This is a genomic window from Pseudomonas hamedanensis, assembly GCF_014268595.2.
Lineage (GTDB): Bacteria > Pseudomonadota > Gammaproteobacteria > Pseudomonadales > Pseudomonadaceae > Aquipseudomonas > Aquipseudomonas hamedanensis.
The window spans coordinates 5,647,040-5,668,971 of the sequence record NZ_CP077091.1 but is presented as its reverse complement, the minus strand read 5'-3'; the positions used below and the strand labels follow the sequence as shown (position 1 = coordinate 5,668,971).

The 21,932-nt window shown below is 60.2% G+C and carries 16 protein-coding genes; 2 read left to right on the top strand and 14 right to left on the bottom strand.

What is annotated here, in order from left to right; translation table 11 throughout:
• Nucleotides 1-2: 2 nt before the first annotated feature.
• A complete protein-coding gene (gene pilB / locus HU739_RS24810; RefSeq protein WP_186546899.1) occupies nucleotides 3-1,703 on the bottom strand; it encodes a type IV-A pilus assembly ATPase PilB in 1,701 nt (566 codons plus the stop codon).
• 225 nt (nucleotides 1,704-1,928) lie between these two features.
• Here pilB and HU739_RS24805 point away from each other — a divergent pair, with 225 nt between their 5' ends.
• The gene (locus tag HU739_RS24805) at nucleotides 1,929-2,360 is read left to right on the top strand and encodes a pilin (protein WP_186546900.1); all 432 of its coding nucleotides are present in this window, start codon (nucleotides 1,929-1,931) and stop codon (nucleotides 2,358-2,360) included.
• Nucleotides 2,361-2,656: 296 nt separating this feature from the next.
• Nucleotides 2,657-3,010 carry a BON domain-containing protein gene (locus tag HU739_RS24800; RefSeq protein ID WP_186546901.1) on the top strand — a complete coding sequence of 118 codons (354 nt, stop codon included), beginning with the start codon at nucleotides 2,657-2,659 and terminating at the stop codon, nucleotides 3,008-3,010.
• Nucleotides 3,011-3,275: 265 nt separating this feature from the next.
• On the opposite strand, the gene HU739_RS24795 is transcribed toward HU739_RS24800, so the two are convergent.
• The 13 genes from HU739_RS24795 to HU739_RS24735 form a co-directional block, all read right to left on the bottom strand.
• Nucleotides 3,276-3,575 carry a DUF2845 domain-containing protein gene (locus tag HU739_RS24795; RefSeq protein ID WP_186546902.1) on the bottom strand — a complete coding sequence of 100 codons (300 nt, stop codon included), beginning with the start codon at nucleotides 3,573-3,575 and terminating at the stop codon, nucleotides 3,276-3,278.
• Nucleotides 3,572-6,523 (bottom strand): DUF748 domain-containing protein, encoded by a 2,952-nt coding sequence (locus HU739_RS24790; protein WP_186546903.1) that lies wholly within the window; start codon nucleotides 6,521-6,523, stop codon nucleotides 3,572-3,574. Before HU739_RS24790 ends, HU739_RS24795 begins: the two co-directional genes overlap by 4 nt.
• A gap of 220 nt (nucleotides 6,524-6,743) precedes the next feature.
• On the bottom strand, nucleotides 6,744-7,760 hold the full coding sequence (locus HU739_RS24785) for a class I SAM-dependent rRNA methyltransferase (protein WP_186546904.1): 1,017 nt from the start codon (nucleotides 7,758-7,760) through the stop codon (nucleotides 6,744-6,746).
• Between the two features lie 136 nt (nucleotides 7,761-7,896).
• Nucleotides 7,897-9,834, bottom strand: a complete 1,938-nt coding sequence (acs, locus tag HU739_RS24780) for an acetate--CoA ligase (RefSeq protein ID WP_186546905.1) — start codon at nucleotides 9,832-9,834, stop codon at nucleotides 7,897-7,899.
• A gap of 249 nt (nucleotides 9,835-10,083) precedes the next feature.
• The gene (gene pgi, locus HU739_RS24775) at nucleotides 10,084-11,748 is read right to left on the bottom strand and encodes a glucose-6-phosphate isomerase (protein WP_186546906.1); all 1,665 of its coding nucleotides are present in this window, start codon (nucleotides 11,746-11,748) and stop codon (nucleotides 10,084-10,086) included.
• A 229-nt stretch (nucleotides 11,749-11,977) separates the two neighbouring features.
• Complete coding sequence (gene panD, locus HU739_RS24770) at nucleotides 11,978-12,358, bottom strand: aspartate 1-decarboxylase (RefSeq protein WP_186546907.1); 381 nt, start codon at nucleotides 12,356-12,358, stop codon at nucleotides 11,978-11,980.
• Nucleotides 12,359-12,566: 208 nt separating this feature from the next.
• Nucleotides 12,567-13,427, bottom strand: a complete 861-nt coding sequence (gene panC, locus HU739_RS24765; protein ID WP_186546908.1) for a pantoate--beta-alanine ligase — start codon at nucleotides 13,425-13,427, stop codon at nucleotides 12,567-12,569.
• The gene (gene panB, locus HU739_RS24760; protein ID WP_186546909.1) at nucleotides 13,424-14,224 is read right to left on the bottom strand and encodes a 3-methyl-2-oxobutanoate hydroxymethyltransferase; all 801 of its coding nucleotides are present in this window, start codon (nucleotides 14,222-14,224) and stop codon (nucleotides 13,424-13,426) included. The genes panC and panB overlap by 4 nt, the downstream gene beginning before the upstream one ends.
• Before the next feature lie 437 nt (nucleotides 14,225-14,661).
• On the bottom strand, nucleotides 14,662-15,147 hold the full coding sequence (gene folK / locus HU739_RS24755) for a 2-amino-4-hydroxy-6-hydroxymethyldihydropteridine diphosphokinase (protein WP_186546910.1): 486 nt from the start codon (nucleotides 15,145-15,147) through the stop codon (nucleotides 14,662-14,664).
• Nucleotides 15,148-15,150: 3 nt separating this feature from the next.
• Nucleotides 15,151-16,551, bottom strand: a complete 1,401-nt coding sequence (locus HU739_RS24750; protein WP_186546911.1) for a polynucleotide adenylyltransferase PcnB — start codon at nucleotides 16,549-16,551, stop codon at nucleotides 15,151-15,153.
• A gap of 735 nt (nucleotides 16,552-17,286) precedes the next feature.
• On the bottom strand, nucleotides 17,287-18,723 hold the full coding sequence (locus HU739_RS24745) for a sigma-54-dependent transcriptional regulator (protein WP_186546912.1): 1,437 nt from the start codon (nucleotides 18,721-18,723) through the stop codon (nucleotides 17,287-17,289).
• Between the two features lie 22 nt (nucleotides 18,724-18,745).
• Nucleotides 18,746-21,700: a sensor histidine kinase gene (locus HU739_RS24740; RefSeq protein WP_186546913.1), complete on the bottom strand. Its 2,955-nt coding sequence runs from the start codon at nucleotides 21,698-21,700 to the stop codon at nucleotides 18,746-18,748.
• Nucleotides 21,684-21,860 (bottom strand): hypothetical protein, encoded by a 177-nt coding sequence (locus HU739_RS24735; protein WP_003176118.1) that lies wholly within the window; start codon nucleotides 21,858-21,860, stop codon nucleotides 21,684-21,686. Before HU739_RS24735 ends, HU739_RS24740 begins: the two co-directional genes overlap by 17 nt.
• Between the last annotated feature and the right edge of the window lie 72 nt (nucleotides 21,861-21,932).

The window sequence follows — 21,932 nt, the reverse complement described above, 5'->3', positions numbered from 1 at the left end:
GTTCAGTCCTTGCTGACTCGGTTGATTTCCTCAAGGCTGGTAATGCCTTGCATGGCCTTGTGCAGTCCAGAGGTGCGCAAATCGTCGAAGCCGTCGCGGCGCATCTGGCTGTCGATTTCCAGTGAATTGCCCTCGGCCATGATCAGCCGTTGCAAGTCCGGTGTGTTTTTCACCACTTCATAAATCCCCACGCGTCCCTTGTAACCGCCGTTGCAGTGATCGCAACCGACCGGCTCGTAGATCGTGAAACTGCCGATGCGTTCCTCGGGGAAGCCTTCCTTGATCAGGGTTTCGCGAGGAATGTCGATGGGCTTTTTGCAGTGGCTGCACAATTTGCGCGCCAGCCGCTGGGCGATGATCAGGCTGACCGAGGTGGCGATATTGAAGCCGGGAATACCCATGTTGTGCAGGCGCGTGAGGGTTTCTGCGGCGCTGTTGGTGTGCAGGGTCGACAGCACCAGGTGCCCGGTCTGTGCGGCCTTGATGGCGATTTCGGCGGTTTCCAGGTCGCGGATCTCGCCGACCATGATCACGTCCGGGTCCTGACGCAGGAACGAACGCAGAGCCTGGGCAAAGTCCAGGCCCTGCCGTGGATTGACGTTGACCTGGTTGATGCCTTCCATGTTGATCTCCACCGGATCTTCGGCCGTGGAGATATTGATGTCGACGGTATTGAGAATATTCAGGCCGGTGTACAGCGACACGGTTTTGCCGGAACCGGTCGGGCCGGTGACCAGAATCATCCCTTGCGGCTGCTTCAGCGCGGCCAGGTACAAGGCCTTTTGCTCGGGCTCGTAACCCAGTGCATCGATGCCCATCTGCGCGCTGGACGGGTCGAGAATCCGGATCACCACTTTTTCGCCCCACAGGGTCGGCAAGGTGTTAACGCGAAAATCGATGGATTTGCTTTTCGACAGGCGCATTTTGATCCGCCCGTCCTGGGGTTTGCGCCTTTCCGAGATGTCGAGACTGGCCATGACTTTCAGGCGCGCGGCGATGCGTCCGGCCAACTGGATCGGCGGTTTGGCCACTTCGCGCAGCATGCCGTCGGTGCGCACCCGCACTCGATAATTTTTCTCGTAGGGTTCGAAGTGCAGGTCGGAGGAGCCGCTTTTGATCGCATCCAGCAGCATCTTGTGCACGAAGCGCACGACGGGTGCATCGTCGGCGTCGAGGCCGCCGATGGCGTCCTGCTTATTGTCGTCGACGGACTCGACGTCCAGCCCGTCGAGATCGACATCGGCCATTTCTTCGAGGCCGCTGGTGTGGGTCTCGAAAAACTTGTCGATGGCATCGCTGAGCTTGTCGTCCTCGACCAGAATCGCTTCGGTGCTCAGGCCGGTGCTGAACTGGATGTCGCTGATTGCCTGCTGGTTGCTCGGATCGGAGATACCGACAAACAGTTTATTGCCGCGTCGCCACAAGGGCAGGGCGCAATGCTGGCGCACCAGTTTTTCACTGACCAGTCCTCTGGGCTGGGTTTCCTTGTCGAGGCAACCGAGGTCGAGCAGGGCCATGCCAAAATGTTCCGAAGCGATTTCGGCGATCTGCCGGCTTTTCACCAGCTTGTTGTGCACCAGATAATTGACCAGCGATACGCGATTGCGCTGCGCTTGTTGCCAGGCCTGCTGGGCGCCTGTTTCCGTGAGCAGTTCGGCCTGCACCAATTGCTTGGCCAGACCGCTCAGAGCGATGTCATTCATGGGGATTCCGCACGCTTGCCATTCATGACTTATAGCCTAGTCAAGTGACAGCGCCAAACACGGCCGGTGCAGGTGACAAAAAGTGTCAGATAGTGCGGTTGCAGGTTGTAGGAAACCGCACTGTCAAACCCTCGCGCCCAGTGGGCGGGGCCTGAAGGCGTTGGCATGGGCTGTGCTGAGGCTTGTTCAGATCATGAGATTTCGCCTCATGCCTGGAGTGTGTCTATGAAAAAACAACAAGGCTTCACATTGATCGAGCTGCTGATCGTGGTGGCGATCATCGGGATCTTGGCGACCATCGCCCTGCCGCAGTATACGAAGTACCAGGCGCGGTCGAAGGTGACGGCGGGGCTCGCGGAGATCAGTGCATTGAAAGTGCCGTTTGAGGACACGATCAACCAGGGCACCGATCCGACATTGACGCTGGTTGCAGGCAGTGCCGCGGTGACCACCTCCAATTGCGCCGTGACGGCGTCGGGTACTGCTTCGACGGGCGCTGGCACAATCGTCTGCACGATCAAAAACGCCCCCGGCCCGGTCCTCGACAAGACTATTACGCTGACTCGCTCGTCCGGCACTGGTGCTGGTGTGTGGACATGCGCTACCACCGTCGCCCCCGATTACTCGCCCAAAGGCTGCACTGCCAGCGGTACATAATCGCGGCCTGCCGACCGAATGCCCCGCGCTTGCGGGGCATTTTTTTAATTCTCACCGCTTCACAAAAGCTCTAATAATTTCAGCAGCTTATGAACTTTCCAAAAAACCGCAAGTTGCATGTGAAGAATGCCCCAGTCATGCATTTTGCATGAAAATGAAAATTGCCTGTTTTCGTAAGTTATTGTTTTTAAAGTGTTTTACCTGTTCGAAAAAGTTGGCACAGCGTTCGCAATATCTCCAGTAACCCTGCTGACAAGCGTTACAGCAGACTTCAAGTAAAAACAGGAGTTACTCGTATGAAGAAGTTCGCTATCACTGCCGCTGCTACCGCTCTGACCCTGACCATGGCTGGCGGCGCATTCGCCCAGACCACTCAGGCTACCCAGTCGCCAATGGTTCTGGCTGCCGGTGAAGTTACTCAAGCGAAAGAAGCTACTTCCGATACCTGGATCACCACCAAGGTCAAAGCTGATCTGGTCACCGAAAAAGGCATTCCTGGCACTGACATCAAGGTTGAAACCAACAAAGGCGTTGTTTCCCTGTCGTCGACCACCGCAGTAACCGAATCGCAGAAAGAAACGGCTGTGGCCATCGCCAAGAAAATCAAAGGCGTCAAAGCGGTCTCCGCTGACGGCCTGAAAGCCGAGTAAGGCAAGGCTTCTCGCCTGGACCGGGAGAAGACGCGACAGGCGGGCCGAGCAATACGTCTGTCGCAACTTTAGAGTTCATGCGAACGGTCACAGGGATGTGACCATTACAGGCCCCGGCACTTGTGTCGGGGCCTGTTCTATTTCAGGGGGCACACAAAACAATGTAGGAGTGAGCCTGCTCGCGATAGCGGTCTGTCAGTTGAATCAGTGTTGACTGACAGACCGCTATCGCGAGCAGGCTCACTCCTACAAGGGGGGATGTTCTTCAATTACCGCGTTTGCTGGTTATCTGTCGCAGGCGATTGCCTTCGAAGCGCAGGTATTGGTACATGCCGTTGTTCGGGCCGTAGGTCCATTCTTCGACCTGAAACTCTTCGCGGCGATTGGCGCTGCGCTTGTAGCCCAGAACGTCACGACTGACCGGTTCGCCACATTTTTGCAGGACCTCGCTTGAGCGGTCGCCAAGGCTGATCAACTGGCTGCCGCAGCGCAGGGTATCCGACGCTGACGCATGGCTGGCGGCACACGTCAGCGCGAGCACAGCCAGCCAGTGACGCGTTGTCATTCGGCATCCAGGTGCATTTGCGTTACCACCCGGCCATCGCTCTCGGCCTCGCCAAGATTGGCGTCGATGAAGTACACGCGGTCATCCTCAAGCTTGCCCTTGTCGACCAGGTAATCCTTGATCGTGCTGGCGCGATCCTGACCCAACTGACGCAGCAGCACGTCGCTGCCGCTCCAGAACGCGATCACGCCTTCGCGCATTTTCGCCGTACGTTCTTCCTTGCCCAGATCCTTCCATTCTGCCGGCGGCTGGGTTTTCAGGCGGGTGCGATAAATACCCTCAAGCAACGGGCCTTTCTCGCTGTCAGGCACTTGCAGCAGCGACGCCTGGGCCGGGACCTTGTCGCCACGGCGCTGGAGCATCTTGTAGTAGTTGTATTGGTATTCCCGTTCCAGGCGCTGCTCGGCGAGTAGCGGGCCGTCGCTGCTTTTCGCGGCGGTGCCTTCGATTTCCAGGCGCAGGGCCGGACGTTCCTTGAGCGCTTGCGACAGTTTCACCAGCGCCGCTTCGGCGTCTTTGCTCAAGTCGCTGGACCCCGGCGCGAAGGACACGGTGCCGAGGTCTTCGGAACCACCGCCACTGACCAGCCCGCCAATCATCTTGAATGGCGCGGCGGCGGCTTTGACGATCAGGTTGCGCAGGGTCTGCCAGACAATCGGCATCACGCTGAACTGAGGGTTATTGAGGTCGCCGGTCACCGGCAACTCGATGGAAATCTTGCCGTCGACGTCCTTGAGCAAGGCTATCGCCAGTTTCAGCGGCAGGCTGACAGCGTCCGGGCTGTCGACTTTTTCCCCAAGCTGCAATTGCTCGACCACCACTTTGTTGTCGGCTTTCAACTGGCCGTTGGTGATCAGGTAATGCAAATCGAGATTGAGCCGGCCCTTGCGGATGCGGTAACCGGCGAACTTGCCGGAGTAGGGCGTCAGGGTGGTCAGTTCGACCCGTTTGAAACTGGTGGCGATGTCGAGGCTGGCCATCGGGTCGAACGGGTTGACCGCACCCTTGATGGTCACCGGTGCATAACGATCGACCTTGCCTTTGATGTCGACGCTGGCCGGCTTCGCCTGACGACTGTCGATGGTGCCGATCTGACCGTTGAGCTGCTGCACGGCGGTGGCGAAGTTCGGTGTCAGGCTAAAGTCGGCGAAGTTGGCCGAGCCGTCGTTGATCGCAATCGCGCCGATGTGAATGCCCAGCGGTTTGTCTTTGCCGGCGGGTTTCGCGGCGGTCGTTTTTGTACCGCTGTCAGCCGGTTGCGCGATCAGCAGGTCGTCGATGTTGGTGGTGCGGTCATCGTTGATCATGAAGCGCGCATAGGGCTGGAACAGGTTGACCTTGTCGATCGACAGGCTGTCGCCGTGCTGGTAGTTCAAGCCTTCGACCACCACTTGCTGCCACTTGAGGAAGTCGCGGGTCTTGAGCGTGTCGAGGGTGTGCAACTGATCGATCTGCGCGCGGCCGGTGACGCTGAGCGCCAGCGGTTCGGTGCTTTTCAGGTTGACCTTCAGGTCACTGCCGAGCATGCCGCTGCGCAGCTCCAGACGAATAAAGGGATTGATGTAGGACTGCGCGACACGCAGGTCGATGTCCTGGGTCTTGACGTTGAGCTGCGCGTTGACCGGTGCCAGATTGACCGTGCCGTCAGCGCTGATCTTGCCTTGCTTGCCCAGCCCGCTGTCGAGTCTGAGCTTGAAAGGCGAGCCGTTGAGGCTGTCGAAATCCTGCAGGTCAACGTTCAGCGGGGTGATATCCAGCGCCACCGCAGGCTTGGCGGAACGGTCGGCCAGGTGCACGGTGTAGTTGCGCAGTTGCACGTCTTTGATCAGCACCTGCCACGGTTTGCTTGGCGCAGTCGATTCAGGCTTGGGTGAGTCGGCGGCCGCCGGCGCATCGGCCGGCTCGGCGGCGGCATTGGCAGCGGGTTTCGACGGCTGGCTGGCGAACAGCTTCTGCCAGTCGAGTTGGCCGTCGGCTTCCAGCGCGGCCCAGGTTTCCAGTTTGTTGCTACGAATTTTGCCGACCAGCACTTGCTGCTTGGCCAGATCCACGGAGGTTTCGCTGACATCGAGGCGCTCTAGCTTCGCCAGCGGCCGGCCGTCCGGTGCCTTGATGGCGAACGGTGCAATGCTCACCGCTACGTTGTTGAGCAGCAGTTCGGTCTGTTTCGACAGATTGAGTTTGTACTCGGTGCTGAGGCTGACCACGCCGTTCTCCAGCACCAGCGGCACCGCGTCGCGCACGTAAGGCCAGAACGCTTTCATCTGGCCGTCGGTGACTTTCAGTGTGCCTTCTGAGGTGAAGGGGATCAGGCTGAAGTTGCCGCTCCAGTCGATCCGCCCACCAGCGGGGCCGATCGCTACCAGAGTCATGTCGGCGCTGTCTTCGGGCAGGGTACTGAGGTTTTTCAGCTCGAAGCTGAGGTCGTCATAGAGGAATTCGATGGGCTCGCTGGGCCGCACATCTTCGAAATGCACGACGCCGCCGGCCAGCTTGATGTTGTCGATGCGCAGCGGAAACGGCTTGGCGTCGGGATCGGCGGGTGTCGGCTCACTCGGCGGGATGTTGAACAGGCCGAGCAGGTTGAGCTTGCCGTCCTTGGCGAAAAGGATTTCGCTCTTGGGCTTGTCCAGCTCGATGTCCGACAGATGCAGCGCTTTGGTCCACAGGCTGTCGAGTTGCAGGTTGGCGTAGAGACGGTCGAAGCCGACCTGTTCCTTGCCCGGTTCGCCAATCATCAGGCCCCACAGGGTGACTTCAAGGCTGAACGGGTTCAATTCGATGCGCTGCAGGTGCGCCGGCACCGTCGCGTAGTTCGCCAGTTGCTGGTTGGCCACACGCAGGGCAATGCCCGGCAGGATCAGAAACCCCAGCAGGCTGTAGAGGGCCAGGGCGGTCAACAGGGCGCCAATCGCGCGAATCAATCCTTTGGGCATGTGCGGCTTCATCTGTCTGAATCGGAGTGCCTTGGAGTATGGCACGCGATTCTGGTTCCGAAGTGCTTGATGTGGGAGAGGATTGTTCAGTTTTCTCTGTAGGAACAGATTCCCATTGTAGGAGTGAGCCTGCTCGCGATAGCGGTGTGTCAGTTACCGAAATTGTTAAATGACATACCGCTATCGCGAGCAGGCTCACTCCTACAAGGGCGCGGCGTCTTCAGGAAAGTGGCTAAAGCTGCAAGATGAGGGTTTTCAGCGGTGGCTGCTGATCCAGCGACGGGAAGTCGGCGCCCGGTGTCATTACGCTCCAGTCGCGTACCGGTCGCCCGGCTTTCTCGGCGCAACGCAGCACTTGCTCGCGCCAGTCGTCCATGCTGACTTTCGCCAGGTTGTTGCAGCAGATCAGCACGCCGTTGTCAGCGGTGGTCAGCAGGGCCGGTTTGAGCAGGCTCTGATAGTCGCGCAGCAGATCGACGGTGCCGAACGCACTTTTCGCCCAGGCCGGCGGGTCGAGCAGGACCAGATCGTATTGACGTTGTTCGAGGCGCTGATAGCTCGGCAGTTTCTGCCCGCGGCGCTGACTGATCGGCAGGCCGGCGAGCTGGCGGATCGCCGGGAAGTAATCGGACTGAATGAATTGCATCGGCGGCAGTTGCGGATTGAGTAACCCGTTTTCGCGGCCGACCGCCAGATTGCCCTCGGCGAAATCCAGGTTGCACACCTCGCGCGCACCGCCCGCCGCAGCACTGAGGCCTACGCCGCAGGTGTAGGCGAACAGGTTGAGCACGCTTTTGCCCTGGGCGTGATCCTTGACCCAGCCGCGCGTGTTGCGCAGGTCGAGGAACAGCAGCGGGTCCTGCCCGGCATGCCGCCCGCGCACCCGGTAGTTCAGGCCCCATTCGTGGCCGACCAGATCCGCCAGTGCCGCGTCATCTGCGGTGTAAACGCTGTCTTGGCGATCGATTCGCGAGTTGCCACGGGAACGGTCGTTGTAGACCAGCAAGGTGTCGAAGCCCAGCGTCTGGTTGACCATCGCATGCAGTTGCAGCAGCTCATCTCGCTCCAGCGACTGATGGAAACTCTGCACCAGCAGTTGCGGACCGTAGCGATCAATCGTCAGGCCGCCGGCACCTTCCTGGCTGCCGTGGAACAGGCGATAGCAATCGGTACCCTGGCTGTGCAGGGTCGCGAGCAGGTCCTGGCGTTGATCGAGGGCGGCGCGCAGCGCCTGATTCAAGGAAGACATGCGGGCGCCTTGCTGACGGGAATTGGGGCGCGGGAGTTTAACAGTTTGCCGGGCGATGGCGTGATGGCCTTCGCGAGCAGGCTCGCTCCCACATTGGCACTGCGGTCACTTGTTGGGAGCGAGCCTGCTCGCGAAGCTATTGATTCAAACGTTTATCAACGAGGTCTTGTACGACGCTTGGATCAGCCAGCGTCGAAGTATCGCCAAGAGTGTCGAGCTCATTGCAGGCGATCTTGCGCAGGATGCGTCGCATGATTTTGCCCGAACGGGTTTTCGGCAATGCCGGTGCCCACTGGATCAGGTCCGGTTTGGCAAAGCTGCCGATTTCCTTGCTGACATGGGCCAGCAGGTCTTTTTTCAACGCGTCATCGGCTTCGGTGCCGTTCATCGGCGTGACAAATGCATAGATGCCCTGACCTTTGACGTCATGGGGATAACCGACCACCGCGGCCTCGGCGATGCTGTCGTGCAGCACCAGCGCGCTTTCCACTTCGGCAGTGCCGATGCGGTGGCCGGAGACGTTGATCACGTCGTCAATGCGCCCGGTGATCCAGTAATCGCCATCCTCGTCACGCCGCGCGCCGTCACCGGTGAAGTAGTAGCCGGGATAAGGTTTGAAGTAAGTGTCGATCATCCGTTGCGGGTCGCCATAAACGCTGCGGATCTGCGCCGGCCAGCTCGATTTGATCGCCAGCACGCCGCTGCCGGCGCCTTTGATTTCCTTGCCCACTTCATCCAGCAACACCGGTTGCACGCCGAACATCGGTTGCGTCGCGCAGCCCGGTTTGATCCGTTGTGCGCTGACCAGCGGGCTAAGCATGATGCCGCCGGTTTCGGTCTGCCACCAAGTGTCGACGATTGGGCAGCGCTGCTCGCCGACCACGTTGAAATACCATTCCCACGCTTCCGGGTTGATGGGTTCACCGACGCTGCCGAGCAATCTGAGGCTGGCGCGCGAAGTTTCCTTCAACGGGCCGGCACCTTCACGCATCAACGCGCGCAGGGCGGTGGGCGCTGTGTAGAAGATGTTGACCTTGTGCTTGTCGATCACCTGCCAGAAACGCGCGCTGCTCGGATAGCTCGGCACGCCTTCGAACATCAGCGTGGTCGCACCGTTGGCCAGCGGCCCATAAACGATGTAACTGTGGCCGGTGACCCAGCCGACGTCGGCGGTGCACCAGAACACCTCGCCGTCGCGGTAATCGAGTACGTATTTGAAGGTCATCGCCGCCTGCAGCAAATAGCCGCCAGTGGTATGCAGCACACCTTTGGGCTTGCCGGTGCTGCCGGAGGTGTAGAGGATGAACAGCGGGTCTTCGGCGTCCATCGGCTCGGGCGGGCAATCGTCGCCGACCTCACGCACGGCCTGGTGGTACCAGAGGTCGCGGCCCTCGACCCAGTCGACTTTGCCACGGGTGCGCTCGACCACCACGACGCTGCTGACGTTCGGGCAACTTTGCAGGGCTTTATCGACGTTGCTCTTCAATGACACAACGCGGCCGCCGCGCACGCCTTCATCCGCGGTGATCACGGTGCGGCAATCGGCATCGAGGATACGGTCGCGCAGGGAGTCCGGGGAGAAGCCGCCGAACACCACTGAATGAATCGCACCGATCCGCGCGCAGGCGAGCATCGCGTAAGCGGCTTCGGGGATCATCGGCATGTAGATGCACACCCGGGCGCCTTTTTTCACGCCACGGCTTTTTAGCACGTTGGCCAGTCGGCAGACATGCTGGTGAAGTTTTCGGTAGGTGATTTGCGCCGATTCAGCCGGGTCGTCGCCTTCCCAGAGCAGGGCGGTCTGCTCGCCGCGTTGTTCCAGGTGGCGGTCGATGCAGTTATGACTGACGTTGAGCTTGCCACCGACAAACCAGGCCGCTTCACCGGTTTTCAGGTCATAGCGCTGAACGGTCTGCCATGGCGTACTCCAGTCGAGAAAACGCTTGGCCTGTTCGGCCCAGAAGGTGCTGGGGTGTTCAATCGATTCGCGGTACAGGCGCCGATACTCGTCCTGACTCAACTGCGCAGCCTGGCGCACGGCATCGGCTTTGGGGAACGTGCTGATATCGAACATGACGGTTCCTTATTCTTGTGGTGCGACAGGAATAAAGATGCGCCGATGGGCGGAAGGGTTCAAGCCGGAACAGAAATCCGATTGCGGATGTTGAATTCAGGTGTACACAAAACGACTGTGGGAGCGGGCTTGCTCGCGAATGCTGTGTCTCAGTCAACAAAGAGGCTGAATGATCCACCGCATTCGCGAGCAAGCCCGCTCCCACATTGGCAATGTGTCGCCCACAAGTTCGTGGGCAACCTATTTACATCACCCGCGATGACGCCCACGGAAGTAGTTGATCAGGCCCTGGGTCGAAGCATCGTCAGCCACGGTCTCATCGCTGCCGACCAGACGGTTGTAGACGCCTTTGCCCAGCTCCTTGCCCAGTTCCACGCCCCACTGGTCGAAGGCGTTGATGCCCCAGACCACGCTTTGCACGAACACTTTGTGTTCATACATGGCAACCAGTGCGCCGAGGCGACGCGGGCTGATGCGCTCGACCACCAGGGTGTTGCTCGGACGGTTGCCCGGGATCACCTTGTGCGGTGCAAGTTTGCGCACGTCTTCCTCGTCCATGCCCTTGTCGCGCAGTTCGGCTTCGGCTTCCGGCAGGGTCTTGCCGAGCATCAGCGCCTGGCTCTGCGACAGGCAGTTGGCGTACAACCACTGGTGGTGGTCAGAGACCGGGTTGAAGCTGACGATCGGCACGATGAAGTCGGCCGGGATCAGTTGGGTGCCCTGGTGCAGCAACTGGTGGTAGGCGTGCTGACCGTTGCAGCCGACGCCGCCCCAGATCACCGGACCGGTGTCGGTGGACACCGAGGTGCCGTCCTGACGCACGCTCTTGCCGTTGGATTCCATGTCCAGCTGTTGCAAGTGCTTGGTGATGTTACGCAGGTAGTGGTCGTACGGCAGGATCGCGTGGCTTTGCGCGCCCCAGAAGTTGCCGTACCACACGCCGAGCAGGGCCAGCAGCACCGGCATGTTCTGTTCGAACGGCGCGGTCTGGAAGTGCTGGTCCATGGTGTAGGCACCGGACAGCAGTTCCTTGAAGTTGGACATGCCGATCGCCAGGGCAATCGGCAGACCGATCGCTGACCACAGCGAGTAACGACCGCCGACCCAGTCCCACATCGGGAAAATGTTTTCTTCGCGGATGCCGAAGGCCACGGCCGCCGCGTTGTTGCTCGATACGGCGATGAAGTGACGATACAGCTCGGCTTCCGAACCACCCTGGGCCAGGTACCAGGCGCGTGCCGCCTGAGCATTCTTCAGGGTTTCAAGGGTGTTGAAGGATTTCGACGAAACGATGAACAGCGTGGTTTCGGCGCGCAGTTTCTGCGTCAGCTCGTGGAACTCACTGCCATCGATGTTCGCCAGGTAATGGCACCGCACGCCTTTCTGCGCATAGGACAGCAGCGCTTCGGAGACCAGCTCAGGGCCGAGGAACGAGCCGCCGATGCCGATGTTGACCACGTCAGTGATCGGCTTCTCGGTGTAACCACGCCACAGACCGTCGTGGATGCGGCCGACCAGATCGGTGATCTGGTTCAGCACCTTGTGCACTTCCGGCATCACGTTGACACCGTTGACCGACAACTTGTCGCCTACCGGGCGGCGCAGGGCAGTGTGCAGGGCCGGGCGACCTTCGGAAGCGTTGACGATTTCACCGTCGAACAGCGCTTTGATCGCGCCCTTGAGATCGACTTGATTGGCCAGACCCACGAGCAGGTTGCGGGTCTCGGCGTTGATCAGATTCTTCGAATAGTCGAGAAACAGTCCGCAGCTGCTGAGGGTGAACTGATTGAAACGCTGCGGATCGGCGTTGAAGGCTTCGCGCATGCTGAAATCCTGCATGGCTTGGCGGTGATCTTTCAACGCTTGCCAGGCAGGCAGAGCGGTAACGTCATGAGGAGTGCGGTAGTACGCCATCGCTGCGGTTTTCCTTTTTACTTGAACGGCCTTTTGAACACGGAACAGATCCACCACGCCGCGCTCGGCGTGGGATCAACTGTGTCGACACGATTTCTGGACACAGGGCGAATACAGTAAACCTCGCGCTGCGTTCTGTCTTGACTTTGTCTGACCAGATCCCTGTACTTTTTTAACATTCGAACAGGGATTTGGCCGACAAACGGAGAGGGACGGCTGCTGCGGTGGCTCAGGCGAGCTGAACCGGGATGGCGTTGCTGGTGTGGCTCAGTTCATTGCCCGGCGCCATGTACAGCATGCGCGGTTTGAAGTTGAGCAGTTCGGCTTCGCTGTAGTGAGCGTAGGCACAGATGATCACGCGGTCGCCGACCCTGGCCTTATGAGCGGCGGCGCCATTGACCGAAATCATCCGCGAACCTTCTTCGCCGCGAATCGCATAGGTGGTGAAGCGCTCGCCGTTGTCGACGTTATAAATCTGGATCTGCTCGTACTCACGAATGCCGGACAGGTCCAGCCACTCGCCATCGATGGCGCACGAACCTTCGTAATCGAGCACCGCATGGGTGACTTCGGCGCGGTGCAGTTTGGCCTTGAGCATGATCGCGTGCATGAGGGGTTTTCCCGGGTTGGAATCGAACGGCGGGCAGTGTGCCTGAAGGCTTGGGGGGCGGCAATATGGCTGAAACGAGTTCTCCAGAACGCCGCAAACCTTGTAGGAGTGAGCCTGCTCGCGATAGCGGTGAGTCAGTCGATGGAGCTGTGACTGACGGACCGCTATCGCGAGCAGGCTCACTCCTACAAGGGGGATTTCCGTGTGCTCAGATCGGGCTATCGAGGTTCAGATGCAGGTTGTCGATCAGCCGAGTGGTGCCGAGGAATGCCGCCACCAGAATCACCAGGTCGCGATCCTCCGCGGTCGCCGGACGCAACGTCAGGCCATGGCGAATTTCCAGGTAATCCGGACGCAGGCCTGCCGATTCCAGCAGTTGCAACTGCGCGCTGATCAGCGTCGGGTAATCGCGATCACCTTGTTTGATCGCTTCGGCAATATTGCTCAGCGTGCGATAGACCACCGGTGCGACCGCGCGCTGGTCCTCGCTGAGGAAACCGTTACGCGACGACAGTGCCAGACCGTCGGCCGCCCGCACGGTGGGCTCGCCGATGATCTGGATCGGCATGTTGAGGTCATGCACCAGCGCACGGATTACCGCCAGTTGCTGATAATCCTTCTGGCCGAAGATCGCCAGGTCCGGCTGGACCATGTTGAACAGTTTGCTGACCACCGTCGCGACCCCTTCGAAGTGCCCCGGACGGCTGGCGCCGCACAAGCCTTCGGACAGTTGCGGCACGCTGACCCGGGTTTGTCCGGCCATGCCGTCCGGGTACATCTCTTCAACGGTCGGCGCAAACAGCAGGTCGCAACCGGCTTCGAGGAGTTTTTCCTGGTCAGCCGCCAGGGTGCGCGGGTATTTGTCGAGGTCTTCGCCGGCACCGAATTGCAGCGGGTTGACGAAAATGCTCGCGACCACGAAATCGACCCGTTGCGTGGCCTTGGTGACCAGTGCGACATGGCCGCTGTGCAGGTTGCCCATGGTCGGCACAAAGCCGATGCGTTTGCCTTCGCTGCGGGCGCGGGCTACAGCGGCGCGCAGTTCGCGTACGGTTTTGACGGTGTTCATGCGGAGAATCCGTGTTCGATGCCAGGGAACGTGGTGGCTTTGACTTCGTTGACGTAGGCCTTCAGCGCGGACTGGATACTGTCCTGACCGTGCATGAAGTTCTTGACGAATTTGGGTACGCGGCCGGTGATCGACAGGCCCAGCATGTCGTGCAGCACCAGTACCTGGCCGTCGGTCGCATTACCCGCGCCGATACCGATCACCGGAATCTTCACGGCCTGGCTGATTTCTGCCGCCAGTTCACTGGGCACGCATTCGAGCAACAGCATCGCCGCGCCGGCCTGTTCCAGCGAGATCGCGTCGGCACGCATCTGCCGCGCCTGATTCTCGTTGCGGCCCTGCACCTTATAGCCACCCAGAATGTTCACCGCTTGCGGTGTCAGGCCCATGTGCGCGCAGACCGGCACGCCGCGTTCGGCCAGCAGGCGGATCGACTCGGCCAGCCACAACGCACCTTCGACCTTGACCATGTGCGCGCCGGCCTGCATCAGCATGGCGCTGTTGCTCAAGGTTTGCTCGAGGGTCGCGTTGGCCATGAACGGCAGGTCGGCCAGGATCAGGGCGTCGGTGTTGCCGCGTTTGACGCAGGCGGTGTGGTAGGCCATTTCTGCGGTGGTCACCGGCAGGGTGCTGTCGTGACCTTGCAGGACCATGCCGAGGGAGTCGCCGACCAGCAGCACTTCGACTCCGGCCTCGTTGCAGGCGTGGGCGAAAGTCGCGTCATAGCAGGTCAGCATGGTGATCTTTTCACCTTTCTGCTTGAGGCTCTGGAGCGTGGTCAGGGTGATGGCTGGCATGTAAAAAATCCTCGTTCAGGCGCTCTGGAAACTACAGCGAGTAACGCGCGTGATTCGTCATCTACTCAGGCGCACGGTCTCGTGTCGTGCTTATAAGGCCTGGATTGCGCCCGTATGTGCCGGGTTGGCGGCAGCGGGACGCCTATAGTCGTGATGAGCCAACAGGAAGTCAATTGCGTGTGTTACCGCATTGTTACGTGCCGGGTGTTACCGGCGTTACTGATGCGATTCAGCGTGGCGGCGGGGTTGGTTTGGGGGATTTTTGTCTGACAAGAACTGAAGATTGACAGGTGACCTGTGGCGAGGGGATTTATCCCCGTTGGGTCGCGAAGCGGCCCTATTTTAGTAATACAGGTTTGGTCAGATTTGGGGCTGCTTCGCAGCCCAACGGGGATAAATCCCCTCGCCACACAACCGCATTCCACAGGGGATTTGTGTCAGGGCTGTGAGAGGCGTTCCAGGCCGACGAACGGGCAGGCTGCCAGCAGGTCGGGCAGGGCGCGGCCGTCAGGCAAGCGCAAATTCTGTGGGGCGAGTTCGGCGAGGGGATAGAGCACGAACGCGCGCTCCTGCATCTGGTAATGCGGGACTTTCAACCGTGGCTCGTCGATCAGGCGATCGCCGAACAGCAGAATGTCCAAATCCAGGGTCCGCGGCCCCCAGCGCTCCAGACGCTCGCGGCCCTGATCATTTTCGATCGCCTGCAAGGCATCGAGCAGTTCAATCGGTGCGAGCGAGCTGTCGAGCGCGGCCACTGCGTTGGTATAACGCGGCTGACCGGGCAGCAGGGAATCGCTTTGATAAAAAGCGGAAACGCCGGCAAGGGTGGTTTGCGGCAATTGCCCCAGCGCCGCGACGGCGCTGCGCAATTGTTCGGCGGGGGCAGCGAGGTTGCTGCCCATGCCGATGTAGATACGCTCCATGGCTTACTCGCCCGTCGCGCTCGGCGCACCGGCGCGTTTGCGCTTGGAACCGCTGCTGCGCCGACGTTTGCGTGGCGCGCCACTGGCATCGTCACCCTTGCCGCTGAGGTCGCGGATCATGTCGCGACGCTCGCTGTCGTTGGCGTCCTGATAGTCCGTCCACCATTCGCCGAGGCCATCGGTTTCCTCGCCCGCGCTCTCGCGCAGCAGCAAGAAGTCGTAACCGGCCCGGAAACGCGGATTGTCCAGCAGCAGGTCGGCGCGTTTGCCGCTGCGGCGTGGCAGGCGCTCCTGCATGTCCCAGATCTCGCGGATCGGCATGGTGAAGCGTTTTGGAATCGCGATGCGCTGGCACTGTTCGGCGATCAGTTCGTGGGCGCCTTCCTGCATCGCCGGAATGGGCGGCATGCCACGTTCCTGCAAGCGCAACACGCGGGCCGGCAGCGCAGGCCAGAGCAGGGCGGCAAACAGGAACGCCGGGGTCACCGGTTTGTTCTGCTTGATGCGCAGATCGGTGTTGGTCAGCGCTTCGCTGATCAGCGTGTGGGTGTACTCCGGGTTGTATTCCAGCGCCTCGGCACTGGCCGGGAACAGCGGGGCGAACAGTTGCAGGTCGACCAGCATTTCAAAGGTGATCGCGCCGTGGCCGGAGAGGAACAGCTTCAGCACCTCTTCGAACAGCCGCGCCGACGGAATCTCGCGCAGCATCGGTGCCAGCTCGCGGATCGGCTGCACGGTGTGCTTTTCGATACCGAAATTGAGTTTGGCGGCAAACCGCACGGCCCGCAGCATGCGCACCGGGTCTTCCTGGTAACGCTGTTTGGGGTCGCCGATCAGACGGATCAGGTGATTGCGAATGTCGTGCACGCCGTTGGCGTAGTCAAGAATGCGCTCGCTGACCGGATCGTAATACAGGGCGTTGATGGTGAAGTCGCGGCGTTGCGCGTCTTCTTCCAGGGTGCCGTAAACGTTGTCGCGCAGGATTCGCCCGCTTTCGTTACGCGAAGACTGGTTGCTGTCTTCGTCGTCTTCGTTGACCGGGTGATTGGCGCGGAAGGTCGCGACTTCAATGATCTCGCGACCGAAATGGATATGCACCAGTTTGAAACGGCGGCCAATGATCCGCGCGTTGCGGAATTCGGCACGGACCTGCTCGGGGGTGGCGCTGGTGGCGACGTCGAAATCCTTGGGCGTGATGCCCAGCAGCATGTCACGCACGCAACCGCCGACCAGATAAGCCTGGTAACCGGCACCTTGCAGGCGTTCGACGATGTTCACCGCATAGCGGCTGAACTGCGTTTTCTGCAGCGAATGTTGGCCGCTGTTGAGCACTTCAGGGGTGCTGCGGATGTGTTGCGTACGACGCACTGGAGTTCGGAATGACTGGAACAGCTTCTTCAGCATGGGATGCACTGTTTGAAGGAATGTTCGGCCATACCAAAAGAATGACCGCATGATGGGCGCAGATTCTAGCATTTAGTCGGGGGATGGTGTAGGACACCGCAGATATGAGCTGTAAGCCGCAAGCTGCAAGGGTCGAGCGAGGGAAAGCAGGGGGGATTTCAGCGGAGGGAGAAACTACAAGGGGAGCCGAAGCTCCCCAAGAAGTAGTTGCGTGCTCTTTTTATTATTGATTCGGGCTTCTTGTTTTTGTTGAGTGCCCTCGCCACGAAGTGTTTCCTTCGTGACCCTCCCAATCGGGAGCCAAGAGCAAACGGATTGCTTTGGTCGCTGAATTGCAGTGATCTGTCGATCCAACCAGTACAGGCTCTGTCTTAGGACAGTTTTTGTTGTTCTCGGCCTGGTCGTGGGGCAAGCCCCAAATACAACGCCTCTCCAAAAGAATCAGTTAGCTGCGCCTCTCGCCGTCTTGTTTTTATTGTGCGTGAGTCGATTCGTCTTATTTTTATTGTCTTGTTCATTGCTTGTTATTGTTCTTGTACCAAACATATAGCAGGGTGCGTGCCAACTTTTGCCAAGCCCAGTAAAACAAGGGGTTAGGTCGATATAACCGTTTTGCAGGGGCGAAAAAAAGCCGGGGTTTCGTTACCGATAACCCCGGCTTCTGTTACGTGAATCGACTGCGGTAACAGTTTCTTCACAAGGTCATGCGTTACCCGCCCGCGTGTTGGGTAACGCTCAGCTCTCGCTGGCGACCCCGGTCTTGCGGCGTGGAATGCCCAGACGCTGACGACGCTCCCACAGGCATTTGCGGCTGACGCCGAGTTTGCGCGCCAGTTCGGTCTCGGTCATGTGGTCCTGATGCTCGAGGACGAAGTGCTGGAAATAGTCTTCCAGCGACAAGTCCTCAGTCGGCTCATGGCTGCTGTTGCTGGCGTTACCGCCGGTCTGTGGCGGCAGGCCGATGAACTCGTCGTCTTCCAGATCGCTCAGCTCGATGTCGATGCCCAGCAGGTCGGCGGAAATCTCCGGGCTCTCGCTGAGAATCACCGCGCGCTCGACCGCGTTCTCCAGTTCACGCACGTTACCCGGCCAGGAATAGTGCCGGATGGCCTGTTCGGCATCGGCGGCAAATTTGAGATCGGTGCGGTTGATGCGCGCGCTCTGGCGAGCGAGGAAGGCATTGGCGATCTCGTTGACGTCGGCACCGCGCTCGCGCAGCGGCGGCAGCTTCAAGGCAATCACGTGCAGGCGGTAATAAAGGTCTTCACGGAACTGGCCGATTTTCGCCAGGCTTTTCAGATCGCGGTGGGTCGCGGCGATCAGACGTACATCGACTTTCTGCGATTGCACCGAGCCGACCCGGCGAATTTCGCCTTCCTGCAAGACCCGCAGCAAGCGAGCCTGGGCTTCCAGTGGCAGTTCGCCGATTTCATCGAGGAACAACGTGCCGCCGTCGGCGGCTTCGACCAGACCGGCGCGCCCGGCGCTGGCGCCGGTGAACGCGCCTTTTTCGTGGCCGAACAGTTCGGACTCGATCAGGCTTTCCGGGATGGCCGCGCAGTTGACCGAGATCATCGGCGCCTTGGCGCGTTTCGACAGGTTGTGCAGGGCGCGGGCCACCAGTTCCTTGCCGGTGCCGGATTCGCCCTGGATCAGCACATTGGAATCGGTCGGCGCGACTTTGCGGATCTTGCTGTACAGGTCCTGCATGGGCGGGCAGGAGCCGATGATGCCGATCTCGCCGTTGCTGTTGTCGCTGGCGGCCTTGCTGCTGCCGTTGGTCGGTTTGCTGGCAACGGCTTCGCCGCCAGCCGGGGCCGATTGCCGATCGCGCAGGATCCGCGCGACGGCCTGGAGCATTTCATCGTGGTCGAAAGGCTTGGCGATGTAATCCACCGCGCCCATCTTCATCGAGTCGACCGCCGAGCGCAGGCTGGCGTAGCTGGTCATGATCAGCACCGGTGTGCCCTGGCCAAGCTTGATCAACTCGGTGCCCGGCGCACCCGGCAGGCGCAAGTCGCTGACGATCAGATCGAACGTGGGAATGGTGAAGCGTTCTTGTGCTTCCTGCACTGAACCGGCTTCGCTGACCTGGTACTGGTTACGTTCCAGCAGGCGGCGCAAGGCGGAGCGGATAATTGTTTCGTCTTCGACGATCAAAATGTGCGGCATTGATTCGATACTCTCGACGGTCTCAGTTCACAGCGGACGTCGCTTCGACATGACGCGGCAAGGTCACCCGGATACGGGTGCCGCGTTGGCTTTGTACATCAGCCGGGCTGTCGATGGTGATTTGTCCATAATGCTCTTCAACGATGGAATAGACCAGTGCAAGGCCCAGACCGGTGCCTTCGCCAGGATCCTTGGTGGTGAAGAAGGGTTCGAACAATCGGTCCATGATGTTCTTCGGAATGCCGCTGCCTTCGTCCTCGACGATCAGATCGACCGTGTGTTCGCCGGCTTCGCTCTTGACCCGCACGGCGCTGCCGGGCGGCGAGGCGTCACGGGCGTTGGAGAGCAGATTGATCAGTACCTGGGCGAGCCGTTGCGGATCGCCTTCGACCCAGTGTTCGGGGTCGCACAGGTTGTAGAACTGTACTTCGAAGTTGCGTCGGTTCAGGGCCAGCAGGCCGATGGCGTCCTGCGCGACCTGCGCCAGACAAACGGGCTCGTCACTGTGCTGATGGCTGCCGGCGTGGGCAAAACTCATCAGCGACTGGACGATGCGCGACACGCGTTTGGTCTGCTCGAGAATCTGCCCGCTGATTTCCGTCAGCTCACTGTCGTCTTCACGCTCTTCGCGCAGATTCTGCGCCAGGCAGGCGATCCCGGTAATCGGGTTGCCGATTTCATGGGCCACACCCGCCGCCAGGCGACCGATGCTGGCCAGACGTTCGGAGTGCACCAGTTTATCTTCGAGCATCTGCGTTTCAGTCAAATCCTCGACCAGCAGCACCAGGCCGCTGTTGCCCGGCGCCAGCGGCTCATCGATTGCCGCTTTGTGCAGGTTCAGCCAGCGAGTTTGGCCGTCGAGGGCCAAGTGTTGTTTGTGCAGGTGCTCGTCGGGCAGGTCGATGAAACCCTGCAGCAACTCTTTCCACGGATTGGCAATGGTGCTCAGGCGCGAGCCGACGACCCGTTGCGCGGCAATCCCGGTCAACTCTTCCATGGCCTTGTTCCACATCAGGATCTCCTGATCCTTGGCCAGCGAACACACGCCCATCGGCAGCTCTTGCAACGTCTGCCGGTGGTAACGGCGCAGCGCATCGAGTTCGGCGGCCAGACCGGTGAGACGCGAATGGTAATCCTCGAGACGGCTTTCGATGAAATGAATGTCTTCGGTGACGTAATTTTCGCCGCCAGCCTTGTACGGCAAGAAGGTTTCGACCATGTCCTGCGCCACGCTCGGCCCCATCAGGCCGGAGAGGTTGGCTTCAATGCGATCACGCAGTCGGCGCAGGGCGTAAGGCCGGCGCTCGTCGAACGGCAGGTAAAGGTCACGCAGGGCCTGTTCGACTTCTTTCTGTGCGGCTTTGGCGCCGAGCGGTTTGGCCAGTTGTGTGGCGAATTCCTGTGGCGAGGCCGCGTGCAGCTCACGACGTTGCGGGCGGCGCACGTTATCCACCGCGCAGGCTTCGGCGGCACTCGCCTCTTCCGGGCTGGCGTTGGTGAACAGCGAGATCAGGGTGAACATCAAGACGTTGGCCGCCAGCGAGGCGATGGCCGCCATGTGCCAACTGGTGTCGTCGAGCACATAAATCATGTTCAGCAGGGGAATGTAGAAACCCTGCAGATTGCCGACCAGCGGCAGCAGCATGGTCACCACCCAGACCAGAATCCCCGCCAGCAAGCCTGCGATAAAGCCGCGACGGTTGGCGGTCGGCCAGTACAGCACCGACAGCACCCCCGGCAGAAATTGCAGGGTGGCGACGAACGCGACGATGCCGAGGTTGGCCAGATCCTGTTCGGCGCCGAGCATCAGGTAGAAACCGAAACCGGCCATGATGATCGCGACGATCAGCGCCCGGCGCGTCCACTTCAGCCAGCGGTAGATATTGCCTTCGGCCGGCGGCTGGTAAAGCGGCAGCACCAGATGGTTGAGGGCCATGCCCGACAGCGCCAGGGTGGTGACGATGATCAGACCACTTGCCGCCGACAGCCCGCCAACATAAGCGAGCAGCGCCAGCGGCTTGCTGTTGGCGGCAATGCCGATGCCCAAGGTGAAATATTCCGGATTGGTCGTGGCGCCAAGTTTCAGGCCGGCCCAGAGAATCAGCGGCACCGCCAGGCTCATCAACAACAGGAACAGTGGCAAGCCCCAGCTCGCGCTGACCAGCGAGCGTGGGTTGAGGTTTTCGGTGAAGGTCATGTGATACATGTGCGGCATCACGATTGCCGAGGCGAAGAACACCAGCAGCAACGTGCGCCATGGCCCTTCCTGTAACGGCGTATGCAGCGCGGCGAGGGCGGTCTGGTTCTGCAGCAGCCACAGCTCAAGATGCTGAGGGCCGTCGAATACCCCATAGAGCGCATACAGGCCGACGCCGCCGAGGGCGATCAGCTTGATCACCGACTCAAAGGCGATGGCGAACACCAGCCCTTCGTGTTTCTCGCGGGTGGCGATATGGCGCGAGCCGAAGAAGATCGTGAACAGAATGATCAGTGCACAGAACGCCAGCGCCACGCGGCTCTGAATCGGCTCGCCGGTCAGGATGCCGATGGAGTCGGCCACTGCCTGAATCTGCAAGGCGAGCAGGGGCAGGACGCCGATCAGCATGAAAACCGTGGTCAGCGCGCCGGCCCAGGTGCTGCGAAAACGGAAGGCGAACAGATCCGCCAGCGACGACAACTGATAAGTGCGGGTGATTTTCAGGATCGGATAGAGCAGCACCGGTGCCAGCAGAAATGCACCGGACACGCCGAGATAGCTGGAAAGGAAACCGTAGCCGTACTGATACGCCAGACCCACCGTGCCGTAGAACGCCCACGCGCTGGCGTAAACCCCCAGCGACAAGGTGTAAGTCAGCGGGTGGCGAATGATCGCTCGCGGGATCATGCCCCGTTCGCTGACCCAGGCCACGCCGAACAGCGCCGCCAGGTACGCGGCGCTGATCAGAAGCATCTGGGTCAGGCTAAAGCTCATCGGCATCTTTTTGGCTCTGCAGGATGAAGGTCACGACAATCAGGATCAGCCAGAGCAGATAAGGGCGATACCAGGCGCCCGTCGCGTCGATCCACCAATCCATGATGGCGGGGGAGAACAGATAGATCCCGACGACCAAAAGCAGGACCAAGCGATAGATGTACATCCCGGCCTCTCTTTTTTATGCGCGTGCCCGAAAACGTGCGGCGATGGTAACGGATGGGCGCGCGACTGCAAG

What these genes read in the sequence shown, in the direction of transcription:
- pilB (WP_186546899.1), bottom strand. Translation starts at nt 1,703, where the DNA reads ATGAATGACATCGCTCTGAGCGGTCTGGCCAAGCAATTGGTGCAGGCC.
- HU739_RS24805 (WP_186546900.1), top strand. Translation starts at nt 1,929, where the DNA reads ATGAAAAAACAACAAGGCTTCACATTGATCGAGCTGCTGATCGTGGTG.
- HU739_RS24800 (WP_186546901.1), top strand. Translation starts at nt 2,657, where the DNA reads ATGAAGAAGTTCGCTATCACTGCCGCTGCTACCGCTCTGACCCTGACC.
- HU739_RS24795 (WP_186546902.1), bottom strand. Translation starts at nt 3,575, where the DNA reads ATGACAACGCGTCACTGGCTGGCTGTGCTCGCGCTGACGTGTGCCGCC.
- HU739_RS24790 (WP_186546903.1), bottom strand. Translation starts at nt 6,523, where the DNA reads ATGAAGCCGCACATGCCCAAAGGATTGATTCGCGCGATTGGCGCCCTG.
- HU739_RS24785 (WP_186546904.1), bottom strand. Translation starts at nt 7,760, where the DNA reads ATGTCTTCCTTGAATCAGGCGCTGCGCGCCGCCCTCGATCAACGCCAG.
- acs (WP_186546905.1), bottom strand. Translation starts at nt 9,834, where the DNA reads ATGTTCGATATCAGCACGTTCCCCAAAGCCGATGCCGTGCGCCAGGCT.
- pgi (WP_186546906.1), bottom strand. Translation starts at nt 11,748, where the DNA reads ATGGCGTACTACCGCACTCCTCATGACGTTACCGCTCTGCCTGCCTGG.
- panD (WP_186546907.1), bottom strand. Translation starts at nt 12,358, where the DNA reads ATGCACGCGATCATGCTCAAGGCCAAACTGCACCGCGCCGAAGTCACC.
- panC (WP_186546908.1), bottom strand. Translation starts at nt 13,427, where the DNA reads ATGAACACCGTCAAAACCGTACGCGAACTGCGCGCCGCTGTAGCCCGC.
- panB (WP_186546909.1), bottom strand. Translation starts at nt 14,224, where the DNA reads ATGCCAGCCATCACCCTGACCACGCTCCAGAGCCTCAAGCAGAAAGGT.
- folK (WP_186546910.1), bottom strand. Translation starts at nt 15,147, where the DNA reads ATGGAGCGTATCTACATCGGCATGGGCAGCAACCTCGCTGCCCCCGCC.
- HU739_RS24750 (WP_186546911.1), bottom strand. Translation starts at nt 16,551, where the DNA reads ATGCTGAAGAAGCTGTTCCAGTCATTCCGAACTCCAGTGCGTCGTACG.
- HU739_RS24745 (WP_186546912.1), bottom strand. Translation starts at nt 18,723, where the DNA reads ATGCCGCACATTTTGATCGTCGAAGACGAAACAATTATCCGCTCCGCC.
- HU739_RS24740 (WP_186546913.1), bottom strand. Translation starts at nt 21,700, where the DNA reads ATGCCGATGAGCTTTAGCCTGACCCAGATGCTTCTGATCAGCGCCGCG.
- HU739_RS24735 (WP_003176118.1), bottom strand. Translation starts at nt 21,860, where the DNA reads ATGTACATCTATCGCTTGGTCCTGCTTTTGGTCGTCGGGATCTATCTG.